Raw genomic sequence first — 16,976 nt, 5'->3', positions numbered from 1 at the left:
ACCGGGATCGGCGGAAAATCGGCGAAAAATCAGGGCGCGCGGCCGAACACCACGCGCGCGAAGAATTGCCCCAGTACCGCCTCCACGAGCGGCGGCGTGACATGTTGCGGATCGGCGGTCGCGAAAAACTGCACGCCGTCGCACAAGCCGATCAAACCCACCACCAGCAGTTCCGGATCGAGCGGCACCGGCGTACCCACGCGCGCCGAAAATTCCTCGATATACGCGGCGAGCCGTTCGCGCTTCTCTTTCATGAACGCGTTGAAGCGCACGCGAAAGCGCGCGTCGCGCGCGGCCAGGAGTTTCGCTTCGACCCAAAGCAGGAACAGCTTGTTGTCCTGCGGCATGCGGCTGTAGAAGCTCAACACCCGCGCTTCCATCTCCTCGCGCGTGGCCTCGCCCTCGAAGATCGCGCGCAGCTGCACCTGCATGGCGTCGTGATCGCGCCGCAGCAGTTCGACGAGCAACTGGGACTTGCTCGAAAAGTTGGAGTAGAACGCGCCGCGCGTGTAGCCCGCGGCCAGCGCAATGTCCTCGACGCTCGCGCCCACGAAGCCCTTCTTCATGAACATGGCCTGCGCGGCGTCGAGCAGGCGCGCGCGCGTCTGGTCGCGGCTCTGCTCGCGGGTGAGTCGGGTGCGCTTCATTGCGTGGGGGACGTTAATTCGAAAAACGATTCGATTGGCATTGGCGCGAGTCTAGCACTGAATCATTCCTCGGATTCAAATCCGCACTCAGATACAACTGTGTATTAGAATTCAGTGCACTATCCCAGCCCGGACCCGTGTGCATGACGCGCGGTCCGCGGCTCAACGGCAGCGCAAACGGAGACGCCCACGGCCTCGCGGCAAGCGAGCCGCGCCGCGCCTGCATGCGCGCAAGGCGTCGAGGTCCAGGTGAATCGTTGCGTTCGTGGCGCATCCCGCAGGTTGCGCAGTGGTTCCGGTGAGTTCAGGCGCGCCGCGCGGTGGCATGGCGCAGCGCGCGCCTCCGCGCAGACCGTTGTCCAGGTTTGCGCTGTGCTCGGTTTCGCGTTGCTCGCCGCCTGCGGCAAGCAGAAAGAGGCGCCGCCGCAGCCGCGCCCGGTCGTGTCGATGACGATCCACGCGAACGGCAACGGCGGTACCGCCGCCGCGCGCAGCCGCTATCCCGGCGAAGTCCAGGCGCGCAACGTCACGCCGCTCTCGTTTCGCGTGAACGGCAAGATCGTCGAGCGCAGCGTGCGGCTCGGCGACAGCGTCAAGGCCGGCCAGACGCTCGCGCGCCTCGATCCGGGCGATTACGACAAGAACGCCGCGAGCGCGCAGGCCCAATACGACGCCGCGCAGCATCGCTATCAGTTCGCGAAGCAGCAACTCGATCGCGACACCGCGCAGGCGCAGGCCAATCTCATCGCCCGTGCGCAACTCGAACAGACGCAGGACGCTTACGCCTCGGCCGCGGCGCAGCGCGCTCAGGCGCAGCAGCAACTCGCGCTCGCGCAGGATCAACGCCGCTACACGCAACTCGTGGCCGATCACGCGGGTGTCATCACCGCCGAGAACGCCGACACGGGCCAGAACGTGCAGGCGGGCCAGGCCGTGTATCAACTCGCGTGGACCGGCGAAGTCGACGTGGTGAGCGACCTGCCCGAAGCCGCCATCGCGGGCCTGCACACCGGCGACACCGCAGAGGTCACGCTCGCCGCGCTGCCCGGCCGGAAGTACGCCGCGCGCTTGCGCGAACTCGCCGCCGCGGCAGACCCGCAAAGCCGCACGTGGCGTGCGAAGCTCACGCTCGAACACCCCGACACCGACGTGCGCCTCGGCATGACCGCCGACATCGCCTTCGCCGCCGCGCCCCAGCCAAATGCCAGCGCGAGCTTCACCGTGCCCGCCACCGCCCTCTTCCACGACGGCACCGCGCCCGCGATCTGGGTCGTGCACGCGCCCGACAACGTGCTGCAACTGCGCCGCGTGAGCATTGCGAGCTACGGCGCGCGCACGGTCACGCTCACGGGCGGCCTGCAGGACGGCGAGCGCATCGTGCTGCAAGGCGTGCACACGGTGCATGCGGGCCAGCAGGTGCATCCGGTCGCGCCGCTGCACCCCGAGGACTTCGCGTCATGAGCGCAGTACCCGGTTCCGATCACGAAGAAGGCCGCTTCAATCTTTCCGCGTGGGCGCTGCGGCATCGCGCGCTCGTCACCTTTATCGTTGCGCTCGCAACTATTTTTGGCGCGCTCGCCTACACGCGTCTCGCGCAGTCCGAAGACCCGCCCTTCACGTTCCGCGTGATGGTGATCCAGACCTTCTGGCCCGGCGCCACCGCGCGCCAGGTCGAGGACGAAGTCACGAGCCGCATCGGTCGCAAGCTGCAGGAAACGCCGTACATCGACTTTTTGCGCAGCTACTCGCGACCCGGCGAATCGCTCGTCTTCTTCACGATGAAGGACTCCGCGCCCGTGAGCGAGGTGCGCGAGACGTGGTATCAGGTGCGCAAGAAAGTGGGCGACATCGCGCCCACGCTGCCGCAAGGCGTGCAAGGCCCGTTCTTCAACGACGAGTTCGGCGACGTCTACACCAACCTCTACGCGCTGGAGGGCGACGGCTTTTCGCCCGCCCAGCTGCACGATTACGCCGACAAACTGCGCGAGCAACTGCTGCACGTGCCGGACGTGGGCAAGGTCGATTATTTCGGCGACCAGAAGGAGCGCATCTACATCGAGATTCCGAACACGCAGCTCACACGCCTCGGCATTTCGCCCACGCAGCTCGGCCAGGTGATCGGCGCGCAGAACAGCGTCTCGCCCGCGGGCACGCTCACCACCGCGGACGACCGCGTGTTCGTGCGCCCGAGCGGCCAGTTCGACGATCTCAACGCAATCGCCAACACGCTGGTGCGCGTGAACGACCGCACCTTTCGCCTGGGCGACATCGCCACGATCCGGCGCGGCTACGACGATCCGCCCGCCACGCAGATGCGCTTCCAGAACCAGGCCGTGCTCGGCATCGGCCTGACGATGCAGCCCGGCGGCGACGTGATCCGCCTCGGCAAAGCGCTCGACACGCGTATTGACCAGTTGCGCGCGCAACTTCCCGTGGGCCTCAAGCTCGTCGAAGTGTCCAGCATGCCGCACGCCGTATCGCGTTCAGTCGACGACTTCGTCGAGGCCGTGGCCGAAGCCGTGGGCATCGTGCTGCTCGTGAGCCTCGTCTCACTGGGCGTGCGCACGGGCATGGTGGTCGTGATCACCATTCCCATCGTGCTCGCCGTCACCTCGCTCGCCATGTATCTGTTCGGCATTGGCCTGCACAAGGTGTCGCTCGGCACGCTCGTGCTCGCACTGGGCCTGCTCGTGGACGACGCCATCATCTCCGTAGAAATGATGGCCGTGAAGCTCGCGCAAGGCTGGAGCCGCGCGAGCGCCGCCGCGTTCGCCTACACCAGCACGGCGTTCCCCATGCTCACGGGCACGCTCGTGACCGTGTCCGGTTTTCTGCCGATCGTGCTCGCAAAGTCGAGCACCGGCGAATACACGCGCTCGATCTTCCAGGTCTCCGCCATTGCGTTGATCGCCTCGTGGTTCGCCGCCGTCGTGCTGATTCCGCTGCTCGGCTATCGCCTGCTGCCCGAGCGCAAGGCCGACCCGAACGCCGCGCACGACGCCCACCCTGAACACCACGAGCACGAGATCTACGACACGCGGTTCTACGGCCGTTTGCGCGGCTGGATCGGCTGGTGTATCGAGCGCCACGTGATCGTGCTCGTCCTCACGCTCGTGCTGTTCGTGATCGCGCTCGCGGGCTTCACGCTCGTGCCGCAGCAATTCTTCCCGAGTTCGGACCGGCCGGAATTGCTCGTCGACGTGAGGCTGCCCGAAGGCGCCGCGTTCGACGCCACGCTGCGCGAGACGAAGCGCCTCGAAACCCTGCTCAAAGGTCGCCCCGAGATCGATCACGCGATCGATTTCGTCGGCACGGGCGCGCCGCGGTTTTATCTGCCGCTCGATCAGCAATTGCAGCAGCCCAACTTCGCGCAGTTCGTCATCACGACGAAGTCGATCGACGATCGCGAGAAGCTTGCGAGCTGGCTCGAACCGCGTTTGCGCGACCAGTTCCCGGCCGTGCGCACACGCATTTCGCGGCTGGAAAACGGGCCGCCCGTGGGCTATCCCGTGCAGTTTCGCGTGAGCGGCGACGACATCGCGACCGTGCGCGGCATTGCCGATCGTGTGGCCGCCACGCTGCGCGCCGACTCGCGCACCGACAACGTCAACTTCGACTGGGACGAACCCGCCGAGCGTTCGCTGCATTTCCAGATCGACCAGCAGAAGGCGCGCGCGCTCAACGTCTCCACCCAGGACATCGCCAACTTCTTGCAGATGCAGTATTCGGGCTACACGGTCACGCAGTATCGCGAACGCGACAAGCTCATCAGCGTGGATCTGCGCGCGCCGGCCGCCGAGCGCGTCGATCCCTCGCGGCTCGTCACGCTCGCGATGCCCACGCCCAACGGTCCCGTGCCGCTCGGGGCGCTCGGCCACCTCGCCAACGACCTCGAATACGGCGTGATCTGGTCGCGCGACCGGCAGCCCACCATCACCGTGCAGTCGGACGTGCGCGCGGGCGCGCAAGGCATCGACGTCACGCACACGCTGGAGAAGAAACTCGACGCGATCCGGCGCACGCTGCCCGGCGGCTATCGCATCGAAGTGGGCGGCTCGGTGGAGGAAAGCGCGAAGGGTCAGGCGTCCATTTATGCGCAGTTGCCGATCCTCGCGATCGCCGTTCTCACGCTCCTGATGATCCAGCTGCAGAGCCTCGCGCGCGTGATGATGGTCGTGATGACCGCGCCGCTCGGGCTGATCGGCGTGGTGATCGCGCTGCTGCTGTTCCGGCAGCCGTTCGGCTTCGTCGCCATGCTCGGCGTGATCGCCATGTTCGGCATCATCATGCGCAACTCGGTCATTCTCGTGGACCAGATCGAAACCGACATCCGCGCGGGACACAAGCGCTTCGACGCCATCGTGGGCGCGACCGTGCGACGCTTCCGCCCGATCATGCTGACGGCCGCCGCCGCCGTGCTCGCGCTCATTCCGCTGTTGCGCTCGAACTTTTTCGGGCCGATGGCGACGGCGCTGATGGGCGGCATCACCATCGCGACCGTGCTCACGCTGTTCTTCCTGCCCGCGCTCTACGCCGCCGCGTTCCGCGTGCGCAGCAGCGAGACCGATGCGAACGACGCGGGCGAAGCCGGCGCGGCGCGAGGACACGCCTCATGAACACGCTCAAGCCCATATTGACTGCGATGGCGCTCGCGCTCGCGGGTTGCGCGCTGGGCCCGACGGGCGAACCGCCCGCCATGCCGCAGCCCGACCATTACGGCGCGCAGCCCCAGCCCGCGCAGACCGTCGCGGCCGGGGGCGTCGCGCAGCAGTTCGTGACGGGCGCGCACCCGGTGCCGCAGTGGTGGACGCTCTATCGCTCGGACGCACTCGACGCGCTCGTGAACGAAGGCCTCGCGAACAGCCCCAACCTCGCCGCCGCCGACCACGGTCTGCAAGGCGCGCGCGAGCAGCTGCGCGGCCAGATCGGCAGTTCGTTGCTGCCCACGGTGGATGCGCTCGGCACGGCGCAACGCCAGCGCGCGCCGGGCGTGCCGCAACTCGGCATCGACAAGCTGCAATACGCGCTGTTCGCGGGCTTGATCGACGTGCGCTATACCTTCGACGTGTTCGGCGCGACGCGCCTGAACAACGCCGCGCTCGCCTCGCGCGTGAACGTGCAGGCGTTCCAGTACGAGGCGGCACAGCGCGCGCTCGCGGCGAACATCGTGACGAGCGCGATCGGTGCGGCTACGCTGCATGCGCAGATCGACACGACGGAACAACTCATCGCGCTCGCCAACGCGCAGGCCAGCGACGTGCAGCAGCGCTATGCGCTCGGCGCGGTGTCGCGCACCGACGTGCTGAGCGCCCAGCAGAGCGCCGCGGCGCTTTCGGTGAGCCTGCCGGGTTTGCAGCAGCAATGGACCGCCATGCGTCATGCGCTCGCCGTGCTGCTCGGCCGCACGCCCGACCAGGCGCCGCCCGACCTCGATCTCGCGAGCCTCACGCTGCCGGCGCAGGTGCCCGTGGTGGTGCCGTCCGACCTGCTGCGCACGCGCCCCGACATCGCCGCCGCCGAGGCCACGCTCGTGGCCGCCGCGGCCGAAGTGGGCGCGGCGACCGCACAGATGTATCCGAGCATCACGCTCTCGGCGGCACTCGGCCAGGGCGGCTTCAACTGGCCGATCGCCACCTCGGGCGCGGGCGCGCTGTGGGCGATCGGCGCGTCGCTCACGCAGCCGATCTTCCACGGCGGCGCGCTCGTCGCGCAGCGGCGCGCGGCGCTGCAATCGTACGAAGCCGCCAACGACACCTACAGGCAGACCGTGCTCACGGCGTTCCAGGACGTCGCGGACCGGCTCGCGGCGCTCGACCACGACGCGCAGGCGCTCGACGCGGCCAGCACCTCGGCGGGCACCGCGCAAGGCGTGTACGACGACACCCAGGCGCGCTACCGCCTCGGCGCGGTGCCGCTCTATGCGGTGCGGCAAAGCGAGCAGCAATGGCGCAATGCGCGGCTCGACGAAGTGCGCTATCGCGGCACGCGGCTCACGGACACGGCGGCGCTCTTCCAGGCGATGGGCAACCCGCCGGTGAATCCGGCAACGGTGGGCAATCGCGGCGCGAAAGCCGCTTCGGAGGAGACGCCCGCCGCGGCAGCCCCGGCGGCGGCGCGTTAAGCGCGTCCGCAAGCGAGTACCATAGACGAATCGCGACGGCGCGCTCCGGCGCCGCGCGTGCCCAAGGAGTCGTCGCCATGACCGCGCCCTCCCTCGACTTCTGGTTCGACCTCGCGAGCCATTACAGCTACCTGAGCGCCATGCGCATCGACGAACTCGCCACGCGCGCGGGCGTGACGGTGCGCTGGCGCCCGTTCCTGCTCGGCCCGATTTTCGACGCGCTCGGCTGGGAGGCGCCGCCCTTCGTCGCGCAGAAGGAAAAAGGCGTGTACGTGATGCGCGACATGGAGCGCCAATGCCGCAAATACGCGCTGCCGTGGGCGCCGCCCTCGGAGTTTCCGCGCCGCGCGCTCCTCGCGACGCGCGTGGCCGTGCTCGCCGCCGACGAACCGTGGCTGCCCACGTGGTGCCGCGCGGTGATGCTGCGCAATTTCGGCGAAGATCGCGAAGTGGATTCGCCCGAGGCGATCAGCGCCATGCTCGAGGCGCGCGGCGTGGAAGCGGCACCGGTCCTCGCCCTCGCGCTCGCCGAGGACAACCGCCAACGCCTGCGTGAGCGCACGCAACGCGCACGCGCGCTCGGCATTTTCGGCGCACCGACGTTCTTCGTCGGCAAGGAAATGTTCTGGGGCAACGACCGTCTCGAAGACGCCATCGTAGAAGCGCTCTCCACCGCGCCATAAAGCGTGCGCGTCGCCGTTCTCCGTGCGGAATCCTGCAACTCTGACAGGATTTTCTGACCCCATTTTTTAGGACTAAGCTGATAGACTCCGGCCTAAATCGGCAATAACTGAGTTCGACCAATCAATTTAATGCGGAGTCCTGCGTAATTTTGATGGGAACCCGGGCCGAGAGGTCGGCGCGCACGAGACGGCATCAGTCGCAAACGCGCGAGGCTAACTACCTGAGAGATGACGATCATGGGATATCACGTCAATTGCGTGAAACGGGCTGCGTGTGTCGCCCTGCTCTGTCTTGCGAGTGCCGGCGCGCACGCGAGCCTCGACTGCGCGGGCTCACGTGGCGGCTTTCGCATTCAGAACGGCGACAGCTGGACGGGCACCGACAAGCTTGAACACTTCGCGGTTTCCGCGCCCTTCGGCGCGATCGGCGGCTGGCTCGCGCGCGACACGGATCATCCCGTGGTCTACGGCACGCTGATCGGCACGGTGCCGGGGCTCCTGAAGGAAACCTTCGACGGCACCTGCCGCACCGACGGCTTCTCGTACAAGGATCTGTTCGCCGACGCACTGGGCGCGTTGACGGGCGCGTGGCTCGCGCACTGGGCGGTGACCTACACGCGCGGCTCGAAGGCGAGAACGTTCGGACTGCGATACGACGACGTGTTTTGAGCCGGCCGATTGCTTCGGTGTGCTGTGCGCTTGCCCCATTCGTGACGCACGCGTGATACGGGCGCGCAATGGCTTTGGGATCAGGGAGTTAAGTTCGGTATCCCAGGGTTATGAACAGGGGCATCAACAGAAACTGTGGACAACGTCGGCGTGCGGGTTGTCCACAGTTTTTGTTCACAAGCCTGGGGATAAGCGTGGAACACACGGCGTTCGGCCTTGTTTCGTATGGCTTTTATGGCAGCGCATCGGGGAAATCCACGTCGCTTGAAGACGGCGGATGATTCGGCGAAACGGCATTCGAAGCTTTTCGATATCACCGTGCCTCATACGGGTTCAGGATGTCTCACAACAGCGCCGGATTGTCCGGGCGCAAGGAGCCTGACGAATGAACACCCGTAAGCAAGCCATCAACAACGAACGGCCCAACGCCACAGGTGCGGAGCAAGATCGCCCGGCTCAAAAGCCGGTTGGCGCGATCTTCGTGGATGCCTTGGCACTTTCACGCGCAACCCGCAAGCAAACCGCCCAAAGCTCCGTCACCAACCTGACGTTTCACACCGGCGCGACCGTGACGATCCATCTCAAGGACGGCGTATTCGACATCGACACGAAAGAATGCATAGCGTCGATGATCGACTCGAACGATGGAGCGAGTGTCGTCATCATGCTGAGTCCCGCCCCTTCGGCCGCGTGAACTGCGTGAGCTATCGAAACGGGAAGCCGCTCGCGCGACAAGCCGGTGCGATGCCGTTGCCGTTGCCGTTGCCGTGAACAGGCACCGATGTTCGTGTGCCATTTGTTGACGGATCACAGATTCTGCGCGCAAAACTTGTCCACAGTTTTTGTTCACAGCCCTGTGCAAAACCCCTGGACATCCTCACCAACGCCTTGCCGCACAACAACTTTCCCCGCGCAATAAAAAACACGGCGCGCCGTTGCCGACGCGCCGTGCTGTTTTCCTCGCCGCCTTGCTAAACCAAAACCCTCAAGGCTTGTTGGATTCGAACAGATCCATGATCTGCTGCTTCTCCGAGTTCGTCACGCTCGGCGGCGTCATGCCGCCCGGCCCCATCGAGCCCGTCGCGCCGCTCGCGTCGCTGGCCGCGCCCGCGGGATTCGCGGAATCCAGACCGATCGCCGAAACAAAACCGTTGCCCGGCGTCATGTCGGAGAAGTACAGCTCACCGTTGAGCGTGGTGAGACCCTCGGGCATGGCCGGCTCTTCCTGCGGCACGCCGCGCAGCGCGCGCTGCATGTACTCGACCCAGATCGGCAGCGCGAGCTGCGCGCCGAATTCGCGGCTACCGAGACTCTTCGGCTGGTCGTAACCCATCCACGCCACCGCCACGAGCGAACGCTGATAACCGGCGAACCAGCCGTCGTGCGCGTCGTTGGTCGTACCCGTCTTGCCTTGCAGGTCGTTGCGATGCAGGACATTGGTGCCCGCGCCCGTCCCCGCCGTCGCCACCGAATGCAGCAGGCTGTTCATCACATACGCGTTGCGCGGCGAGAGCGTCTGCGGCGCGTTGCGACCCGCCACGAGCGGCGTCGCGCGCAGGATCGGCTGACCGTGCGCATCGTCGACTTCGGCGATGAGATACGGGTTGATGCGATAGCCGCCGTTGGCGAACACGCTGTACGCGCCCGCCGACTGCAACGGCGTGACGAGGCCCGCGCCGAGCGCCATCGGCAGATACGGCGGCGTTTTGTCGGCATCGAAACCGAACCGCTGCGTGACGTAGTCCTGCGCGTACTTCGTGCCGATGTACGAGAGGATGCGGATCGACACGAGGTTCTTCGACTTCTGCAACGCGAGACGCATGGGCATCGGACCATCGGGCTGGTCGTCGTCCTTCGGTTCCCACGCATCGCCGCCGGGCGTGCTGGGCGGGAAGTACAGCGGCGCGTCGTTGATGATGGTCGCCGGTCCCAGGCCCTTTTCGAGCGAGGCCGAATAGATGAACGGCTTGAAGCTCGAACCCGGCTGGCGCCAGGCTTGCGTCACGTGGTTGAACTTGTTCTTGTTGAAGTCGAAGCCGCCGATCAGCGCGCGAATCGCGCCGTCCTGCGGCGTGAGCGAGATCAGCGCGCCTTCCACCTGCGGCAGTTGCGTGATCTGCCAGTTGCCCTTGGCGTCGGCCATCAGGCGCACGATCGAACCCGGGCGAATGCGCAGCGCCTGCGAGGCGCGCGACGACAGCCCGGCCGCGACGAAGCGCAGGCCCTCGCCCGTCACCTTGATGCTGGTGCCGTCGAGCAGTTGCGCGGTCACCGCCTTCGGGCCCGCGTCGGTCACCACGGCCGAGACGATGTCGCCGTTGTCGGGGTGATCGGTGAGCGCGTCGTCGATGGCCTGATCGCGGTCGTCGCCGGCTGCCGGCAGTTGCACGAAGCCTTCCGGGCCGCGATAGCCGTGACGGCGCTCGTAGTCCATTACGCCCTTGCGCACGGCGGCGTACGCCGCGTCCTGATCGCCGGAATCGATCGTCGTCGTGACCGTGAGACCGCGCGTGTAGGTTTCGTCCTTGTACTGCGCGTACATCATCTGACGCACCATTTCCGCGACATATTCCGCGTGCACGTTGTACTCGGTGCCGGCGGTCTTCGTCACGATGGGTTCCTTCATCGCTTCGTCGTACTGCGCCTGGTTGATGTAACCGAGATCGAGCATGCGCTTGAGGATGTACTCCTGGCGGATCTTCGCGCGGTGCGGATTGACGATCGGGTTATACGCCGAAGGTGCCTTCGGCAAGCCCGCGAGCATCGCGGCCTGCGCCAGCGTGATGTCCTTGAGGTCCTTGCCGAAGTACACGCGCGCCGCCGCCGAGAAGCCGTACGCGCGCTGCCCCAGATAAATCTGGTTCATGTACAGCTCGAGAATCTGGTCCTTGGTGAGCGCGCGCTCGATCTTGTACGCGAGCAGCATCTCGTAGATCTTGCGCGTGTAGGTCTTCTCGCTCGAGAGGAAGAAGTTGCGCGCGACCTGCATGGTGATCGTGCTCGCGCCCTGCGAGGCGCCGCCGTGCATCAGGTCGGTGACGCCCGCGCGCAGGATGCCGACGAAGTCCACGCCGCCGTGTTCGTAGAAGCGATAGTCCTCGATCGCGAGCACCGCTTTCTTCTGCACGTCGGGGATGTCCTGGAAGCGCACGAGTTGACGGCGCTCTTCGCCGAACTCGCCGATCAGCACGTGATCGGCCGTATAGATGCGCAGCGGCACCTTCGGCTGATAGTTCGTGAGCGCGTCGAGCGACGGCAGCTGCGGTCCCATGACGACGAGCGCGTAGCCTACGACGAGCGCACCCACCACGCCGCACGCCGCGATGATGCCGACGAACCACAGCGCGATCGAGGCGCCGAGCGAGCGCCGGCGCGGACCGCGGCCGTTGCCGGAAGCGCCGGCGCCGCCCGGGCTACCTCCGCCGCCGTTCCCGCCCGATGGCGGTTCGTTGCGGCGCGGCGGCTGGCGTCCGGTGTTGAAGGAAGGTTCCCGATCGTCGTTCGGGTACTGCGGTGAAGGCGGTCGTTTGATGATAGGCATGACTGGAATGATTGGCGCGTCTTCGCACGCCGTCTGCGCGATGGTCGCGCGCATGGATCTCGATCATGGCGTCATGGCGCCAGTACGGCACGGCGCCGCCGGCCTGGCCGACGACGCGGCGCGACCGGCAACGCCCCCGTCCGGTCACGCGGCACGCCAGACGGCGCGCCCATTCGCGGTATCGCCTTGCTGCGGGCAACATCGCGAAATGTAACAGCGCATTCTAAAGAATTCAGGGTCTTGGGGTCGCGCTTTTTTTGTAAGAGTTTCCGTTACACGCCATCGCGCCCGTTTTTTTAGCGATTCGCGGCATAGCCTTGCGTGAACGGGAACTTTATGCGCGGAAAGTTTCGTAGCGAGCGGCATGCAAACGGTCATGTATCGCGCGCAGAATCGATTTTGGCAGATCGTTGCGTGGAAACGCCGCATCGAACCTCAGCTTTCGGTTGCGCATCCCCGTACCGGCTTTATGATGAAAGATCTGCTGCCGCCCCTGTCAGACAAATCGGGAAAAATTGCGAGAAAGCTTTCATTTTTCTTTTGTCGACGCAGACAGGCCCGACCTACTCGCAGTATGAAAGCCGCTTGTCGGCGCGCCGATCATGAACAAGCCCAGCGAACGCATCGTCGTCTTCGTCACGCCCGCACAGAAACGCGCCATTTCCGCCACCGCCGAGGAACTCGGCATCAGTCTCAGCGAACTGATGCGGCGCGCCGTGATCGCATTCAGCGCGACGAGCGATCAGGTCAAGGCGGCAAGCATCGTCGATCGGCTCAACGCGCCGCGTCAGCCCGACGCGCTCGCGCAAGTGCTCGCGAAGGCGTCGAAGCCGCTGCGCGCGGGACGTTTGGCGCGGCCCGCGGCGGCGATCCCCGAGCTTGACGATACCGCGCCGAACCCGGCGCCGGCTTCGGAGGTCGGAGCCTCCGCCGAACTTATCGTCGACGAAGCTCGCGCACACGACGCCGCGCGCGAGATCGCCCAGGCGGTCGGACGTTTGAACGCCGAGGCCGAAGCGGAAGCGAATGTCGAAGCGAATGCGCAAAACGCGTTGCGGCCCGCATTGCCAGACGTGCCCTTCGCCGTCGACCGGTCCGAGCCATCCCCATCGAATCCTGTGCCGCAGCAGCAGTTGCGCACTGGCGGTTTTCTGAACCGCCGCCGCGAAATGCTCGAGGCGCGCGGCGACGACGCGCGCCTCGACGACACGGCACCCGAAGGCGGCAAATTCGCCTGACGCGGCACGCGCTGTCGCAATCGAAGGTGACCCGACAACCGTCACAGGCATCGTGCAAACTAGCCGCGCGAGCGTACGCGCGGAGCGCTGCGAGAAAGTGCGCAAGGCCACGACGAATCGGCGTCAGCGCCCTTCAGCGCGGCTTGCGTGCGGCCGCTGAGCGGCATCCCTTTAAGTCCCTTTTAAGACGGCCCGTGGTGTAATATCCGCGAGCGATGACAGCCGTGTCTGAGGCGGTTTCGACCCGCACAGCCAGCGTCATTGCGAGAAACGCACGAATGCGAAAATCCGCGCTTGCCTGGCCTTCTGGCTCTTGCAATCGCGGCACTCGCCCCGATTTGCGCGCTGCATGCGCGACGAGCGCAAAGCGGCGTAAGCTGGGAATCGTTCGAGACCGAACGCCCTCTCCGGCACGCGTCGCCGTGAAGCGAACGTCGCATGCACGCACCTCGGCTCACAGGAGCCGATCTCAATTCACCGGAGGAATCCATGTCGCTTTTCGACTCCATCTCCCGCACGGTCAAGGGCCTGCTCAACGACGCCGCCGACTCGGTCCAGGACCCGTCGCGCGACGCGCGCCAGATCGTGCGCGAGCTCGACGACAGCATCGGCCGCGCCGAGAACTCGCTCGTCGAAATCCAGGCACAGGTCGCCACGCAGCAAAGCAAGCGTGACGTGGCCGCCGACAAGGCGAAGAAGTACGAAGACGGCGCGAAGCGCGCGCTGCAATCGGGCGACGAAGCCCTCGCCCGCGAAGCGCTCGGCGCGCAGCAAACGGCCGAAGCCGAGCGCGACGCGCTCGCGGCCGAACTCGCGAAGCTCGAACCGTCGGTCGACCAGCTCAAGCAGCAGATCGACGACATGCGCGCGCGCCGCAACGACCTCAACGCGCGTTCGAACATCCTGCAGGCGAAGCAGCAGATCGCCCAGGCGAAGGACGTGGCGGCCACGGCGCTCGGCGGTATCGGCGGCAAGAATCTGTCGGCCGATTTCGACAAGCTCGAAGACAAGGTCAACCTGTCGAACGCCCGCTCCGACGCGCGCCTGAATTCCGCCGATACCTCGAGCGGCAAGGCGCTCGACGACAAGCTCGCGGCGCTCAACAAGGGTCCGTCCGTGGACGAGCGCCTCGAAGCGCTCAAGAAGCAGTTGAACACGCCGGCGCAGTAACGCCGGAGTGCCGGATGCGGCGCGGCATGCGCCGTGCTTGCGATCATGCACGCCGCATCCCCGTATCGAATGCCATGGAGACGGGCGTCAATCCGCCCGGCCTGCAACATGAAAAAGTTTCTCGCCGCCGCCGGCGTCGCGCTTGCCGTTTCGCTCACCGCAGCGAGCGGCGTGGCGTTCGCCGTGCCGAGCCTGCAGCAGATCGACGCCGCGATGTCGCAAAGCGACTGGCAACGCGCCGACTCCGAACTGACCGAAGTCCTGCAGGCGCATCCCGACAGCGCTCGCGCGCACTATCTCTACGCGCAGGTGCTCAATCGCGAAGGCCGTTATGCCGACGCCGTCACGCATGTCGAAAAGGCCAAGGCCCTCGACCCGCAAGTGCGCTTCACGCAGCCGCAGCGCTTCGCGCAGGTCGAAGCGAAACTGCGCGCCGACGCCGCGCGCGTGAACACCACCACCCCGAGCCGCACGGGCAATCCGTTCGCGCAGCAGCAAACGGCCGCCATGGCGGCGCCCGTCGCGCCGCAGCGCCATGGCCCGGGCATGGGCTTGTGGATCGGTCTCGCCATCGTCGTGATCGGCGTCGCGCTCGTGCTGCGCTGGACGCTGCGCCGCGCGAAATCGACGGAAGACGCCAAGGCCGGCGACGATCGTCGCGATCAGCTGAAACGCGCCACGGAACTGCTCAACGGCGTGCGCTCGCTCAAGCTCGACGTGCGGCTTTCCACGGCGCCTGGTCACGAAGCGCTCCAAAAAGAAGTGGAAGGCCTCGAAGCGCAGTTGCGCACGATGGTCGAAACGCTGTCGAACAGCACGAACCCGCGGCCGCCCTACGAGATCGAGGATCTCGAACGCCAGTTCGCGAGCCTCAAGGCGCGCGCCGAAGGCCGTCCCGACCCGAACGCGCAACCGGCCCCCGGCCTGGACTACGGCAGCAATTCCAGCTACGCGCGTGAAGCCGACGCCGCGTTCGGGCGTCAGCCGCAATATCCGCCGGTGCAGCAGCCGCAGCAACCGCCGCAAGTCATCGTTCAGCAAGGCGGTGGCGGCATGATGGGTGGCATGGGCGGCCTGCTCACGGGCGTGCTGCTCGGCGAGGCGCTGAACTCGGGCCGCGACCGCGTGATCGAGCGCGATGTTTATGTCGACGACGAAGGCCGCCGGCTTCCGCGCGACGACGGCGGCAACGGTATCGATCTCGGCCAGGGCACGGGCTGGGACGACAACTCGGGCGGCGGCATGGATCTCGGCAGCAACGACAGTTCCGACGACTGGAGCAACTCGTAAGCACGGCACGCCGCGTTACCGCCAACACGACGGGCTCCCGCTGGGAGCCCGTTTTGCATCGGCGCTCGACCTGGCGCTGAAAACATCGGCCGGCCACCCCGGCCGGCAACATCCGAAACACGACGGACGCCCTCATGGCCACTCCACGCATCGCCATTATCGGCAGCGGCTTTTCGGGCATCGGCATGGCCATCGCGCTGCGCCGCATGGGCATCGAGTCGTTCACGCTCTACGAAGCCGCCGCGAGCCTCGGCGGCACCTGGCGCGATAACGCCTATCCCGGCGCGGCCTGCGATATTCCTTCGCACCTCTATTCGTTTTCGTTCGAGCCGAATCCGGGCTGGACGCGCACCTACGCGCCGCAACGCGAGATTCTCGACTACTTGCGCCATTGCGCGCGCAAATACGACGTCGAGCGCTTTATCGCGTTTCGTTCGCGCGTGCGCGCGGCGCGTTTCGACGAAGCATGCTGCGTCTGGCAAGTCGAAATCGAACGCGACGGCGCGCTCGCTACCCTCGAAGCCGACATCGTGATCGCCGCGAACGGACCGCTGTCGCGTCCGGCGTGGCCGTCCATTCCGGGCCTCGATCGCTTCGAAGGCGAGCGCTTTCATTCGGCGCGCTGGAACCACGGTTACGCGCTCGACGGCAAGCGCGTGGCCGTGATCGGCACCGGCGCGAGCGCGATCCAGTTCGTGCCGCAAATCCAGCCACGGGTGTCGCAACTCGCCGTGTTTCAACGCACGCCGCCGTGGATCATGCCGCGCCGCGACCACGCGATCGGCGAGCGCGCCCGCTGGCTGTATCGACATTTGCCGTTCGCGCAGCGGGCCGCGCGCGCCGCGATTTACTGGCAACTGGAATCGCGCGTGCTCGGCTTCGCGGTCGAACCGCGCCTCCTGAAAGCGCCGACGAAATTCGCGCGCAGTTATCTCGCGCACAAGGTGAAGGACGCCGCGCTGCGCGCGCGGCTCACGCCCGGCTACGCGCTGGGCTGCAAGCGCGTGCTGCTGTCGAGCGACTACTACCCGGCACTCGCGAAGCCGAACGTCGCGCTGGTGACGGGCCCGATACGCGAGATCGTCGCCGACGGCATCGTCACGGCCGACGGGGTGCATCGCGCCTTCGACGCGATCATTTGCGGCACGGGCTTCGAGGTCAACGACGTGGACGCGCCGTTCGAAGTCACGGGCACGGGCGGGCGCGATCTCGGCGCAACGTGGCGCCGCGACGGCCCCGAGGCCTATCTCGGCGCGAGCGTCGCGGGCTTCCCCAACCTCTTCTTCGTGATCGGACCGAATACGGCGCTCGGGCACAACTCGATGGTCTTCATGATCGAGTCGCACATTCGCTATATCGCCGACTGCATTCGCACGCTGCAACGCGAAGGCGCGCGCACGATGCAGGTGCGCCCGGACACGCAACGCGAGTGGAACGCGCGCCTGCAAACGCGCTTCGCGCGCACCGTGTGGCAGTCGGGCTGCCGCAGCTATTACCTCACGCAGGCCGGCAAGAACACGGCCCTGTGGCCCGGTTTCACGTTCGCGTTTCGCCGTCTCACGCGACGCGTGCGGCGCAGCGACTACACGTTCACGCGATAAGGCCGCGCACTCGCAC

12 protein-coding genes and 2 pseudogenes are annotated in these 16,976 nt (G+C 66.4%); 11 read left to right on the top strand and 3 right to left on the bottom strand.

The annotated features are described in order from the left end of the window. Positions 1 to 29: 29 nt before the first annotated feature. Positions 30 to 647, bottom strand: coding sequence for a TetR/AcrR family transcriptional regulator (locus FAZ98_RS06580; protein ID WP_158949889.1), 618 nt, complete (start codon positions 645 to 647; stop codon positions 30 to 32). 372 nt (positions 648 to 1,019) lie between these two features. On the opposite strand from FAZ98_RS06580, the gene FAZ98_RS06575 reads away from it, so the two are divergent. The 6 genes from FAZ98_RS06575 to FAZ98_RS06550 all read left to right on the top strand — a co-directional run bounded on the left by FAZ98_RS06575 (position 1,020) and on the right by FAZ98_RS06550 (position 8,814). Beyond that, complete coding sequence (locus FAZ98_RS06575) at positions 1,020 to 2,108, top strand: efflux RND transporter periplasmic adaptor subunit (RefSeq protein WP_233272679.1); 1,089 nt, start codon at positions 1,020 to 1,022, stop codon at positions 2,106 to 2,108. Continuing rightward, entirely contained in the window at positions 2,105 to 5,263 is a 3,159-nt protein-coding gene (locus FAZ98_RS06570) for an efflux RND transporter permease subunit (protein ID WP_158949887.1), read from the top strand. The genes FAZ98_RS06575 and FAZ98_RS06570 overlap by 4 nt, the downstream gene beginning before the upstream one ends. After that, the gene (locus tag FAZ98_RS06565) at positions 5,260 to 6,768 is read left to right on the top strand and encodes an efflux transporter outer membrane subunit (protein ID WP_158949885.1); all 1,509 of its coding nucleotides are present in this window, start codon (positions 5,260 to 5,262) and stop codon (positions 6,766 to 6,768) included. Before FAZ98_RS06570 ends, FAZ98_RS06565 begins: the two co-directional genes overlap by 4 nt. Positions 6,769 to 6,845: 77 nt before the next feature. Continuing rightward, positions 6,846 to 7,451, top strand: a complete 606-nt coding sequence (locus FAZ98_RS06560) for a 2-hydroxychromene-2-carboxylate isomerase (RefSeq protein ID WP_158949883.1) — start codon at positions 6,846 to 6,848, stop codon at positions 7,449 to 7,451. Between the two features lie 237 nt (positions 7,452 to 7,688). Then, complete coding sequence (locus FAZ98_RS06555; protein ID WP_158949882.1) at positions 7,689 to 8,120, top strand: hypothetical protein; 432 nt, start codon at positions 7,689 to 7,691, stop codon at positions 8,118 to 8,120. Between the two features lie 385 nt (positions 8,121 to 8,505). Then, positions 8,506 to 8,814: a hypothetical protein gene (locus FAZ98_RS06550; RefSeq protein ID WP_158949880.1), complete on the top strand. Its 309-nt coding sequence runs from the start codon at positions 8,506 to 8,508 to the stop codon at positions 8,812 to 8,814. Positions 8,815 to 9,105: 291 nt separating this feature from the next. Here the strand turns inward: FAZ98_RS06550 and FAZ98_RS06545 are convergent, their stop codons facing one another. Further along, positions 9,106 to 11,661 carry a penicillin-binding protein 1A gene (locus tag FAZ98_RS06545; protein WP_158949878.1) on the bottom strand — a complete coding sequence of 852 codons (2,556 nt, stop codon included), beginning with the start codon at positions 11,659 to 11,661 and terminating at the stop codon, positions 9,106 to 9,108. Between the two features lie 602 nt (positions 11,662 to 12,263). Between FAZ98_RS06545 and FAZ98_RS35570 the strand changes: the two genes are divergently transcribed. The 3 genes and pseudogenes from FAZ98_RS35570 to FAZ98_RS36165 form a co-directional block, all read left to right on the top strand. After that, a complete protein-coding gene (locus FAZ98_RS35570) occupies positions 12,264 to 12,899 on the top strand; it encodes a hypothetical protein (protein ID WP_233272678.1) in 636 nt (211 codons plus the stop codon). A 489-nt stretch (positions 12,900 to 13,388) separates the two neighbouring features. Beyond that, complete coding sequence (locus FAZ98_RS06535) at positions 13,389 to 14,069, top strand: PspA/IM30 family protein (protein ID WP_158949876.1); 681 nt, start codon at positions 13,389 to 13,391, stop codon at positions 14,067 to 14,069. A 45-nt stretch (positions 14,070 to 14,114) separates the two neighbouring features. Beyond that, positions 14,115 to 14,390, top strand: a pseudogene (locus tag FAZ98_RS36165) (hypothetical protein); the annotation flags it as partial. 190 nt (positions 14,391 to 14,580) lie between these two features. Here the strand turns inward: FAZ98_RS36165 and FAZ98_RS36160 are convergent. Beyond that, a pseudogene (locus FAZ98_RS36160) lies at positions 14,581 to 14,765 on the bottom strand (hypothetical protein); the annotation flags it as partial. A 303-nt stretch (positions 14,766 to 15,068) separates the two neighbouring features. Between FAZ98_RS36160 and FAZ98_RS36155 the strand changes: the two are divergent. Together FAZ98_RS36155 and FAZ98_RS06525 are read left to right on the top strand one after the other, a co-directional pair. Next, entirely contained in the window at positions 15,069 to 15,359 is a 291-nt protein-coding gene (locus tag FAZ98_RS36155) for a hypothetical protein (RefSeq protein WP_407672044.1), read from the top strand. Between the two features lie 134 nt (positions 15,360 to 15,493). Further along, the gene (locus tag FAZ98_RS06525; RefSeq protein ID WP_158949872.1) at positions 15,494 to 16,960 is read left to right on the top strand and encodes a flavin-containing monooxygenase; all 1,467 of its coding nucleotides are present in this window, start codon (positions 15,494 to 15,496) and stop codon (positions 16,958 to 16,960) included. Positions 16,961 to 16,976: the final 16 nt, after the last annotated feature.

Origin of the sequence: Paraburkholderia acidisoli (assembly GCF_009789675.1) — a bacterium.
Taxonomy (GTDB): domain Bacteria; phylum Pseudomonadota; class Gammaproteobacteria; order Burkholderiales; family Burkholderiaceae; genus Paraburkholderia; species Paraburkholderia acidisoli.
This window is presented reverse-complemented; position numbering and strand designations above follow the sequence as displayed.

What these genes read in the sequence shown, in the direction of transcription:
- FAZ98_RS35570 (WP_233272678.1), top strand. Translation starts at nt 12,264, where the DNA reads ATGAACAAGCCCAGCGAACGCATCGTCGTCTTCGTCACGCCCGCACAG.
- FAZ98_RS06545 (WP_158949878.1), bottom strand. Translation starts at nt 11,661, where the DNA reads ATGCCTATCATCAAACGACCGCCTTCACCGCAGTACCCGAACGACGAT.
- FAZ98_RS06565 (WP_158949885.1), top strand. Translation starts at nt 5,260, where the DNA reads ATGAACACGCTCAAGCCCATATTGACTGCGATGGCGCTCGCGCTCGCG.
- FAZ98_RS06570 (WP_158949887.1), top strand. Translation starts at nt 2,105, where the DNA reads ATGAGCGCAGTACCCGGTTCCGATCACGAAGAAGGCCGCTTCAATCTT.
- FAZ98_RS06525 (WP_158949872.1), top strand. Translation starts at nt 15,494, where the DNA reads ATGGCCACTCCACGCATCGCCATTATCGGCAGCGGCTTTTCGGGCATC.
- FAZ98_RS06580 (WP_158949889.1), bottom strand. Translation starts at nt 647, where the DNA reads ATGAAGCGCACCCGACTCACCCGCGAGCAGAGCCGCGACCAGACGCGC.
- FAZ98_RS06550 (WP_158949880.1), top strand. Translation starts at nt 8,506, where the DNA reads ATGAACACCCGTAAGCAAGCCATCAACAACGAACGGCCCAACGCCACA.
- FAZ98_RS06560 (WP_158949883.1), top strand. Translation starts at nt 6,846, where the DNA reads ATGACCGCGCCCTCCCTCGACTTCTGGTTCGACCTCGCGAGCCATTAC.
- FAZ98_RS06535 (WP_158949876.1), top strand. Translation starts at nt 13,389, where the DNA reads ATGTCGCTTTTCGACTCCATCTCCCGCACGGTCAAGGGCCTGCTCAAC.
- FAZ98_RS06555 (WP_158949882.1), top strand. Translation starts at nt 7,689, where the DNA reads ATGGGATATCACGTCAATTGCGTGAAACGGGCTGCGTGTGTCGCCCTG.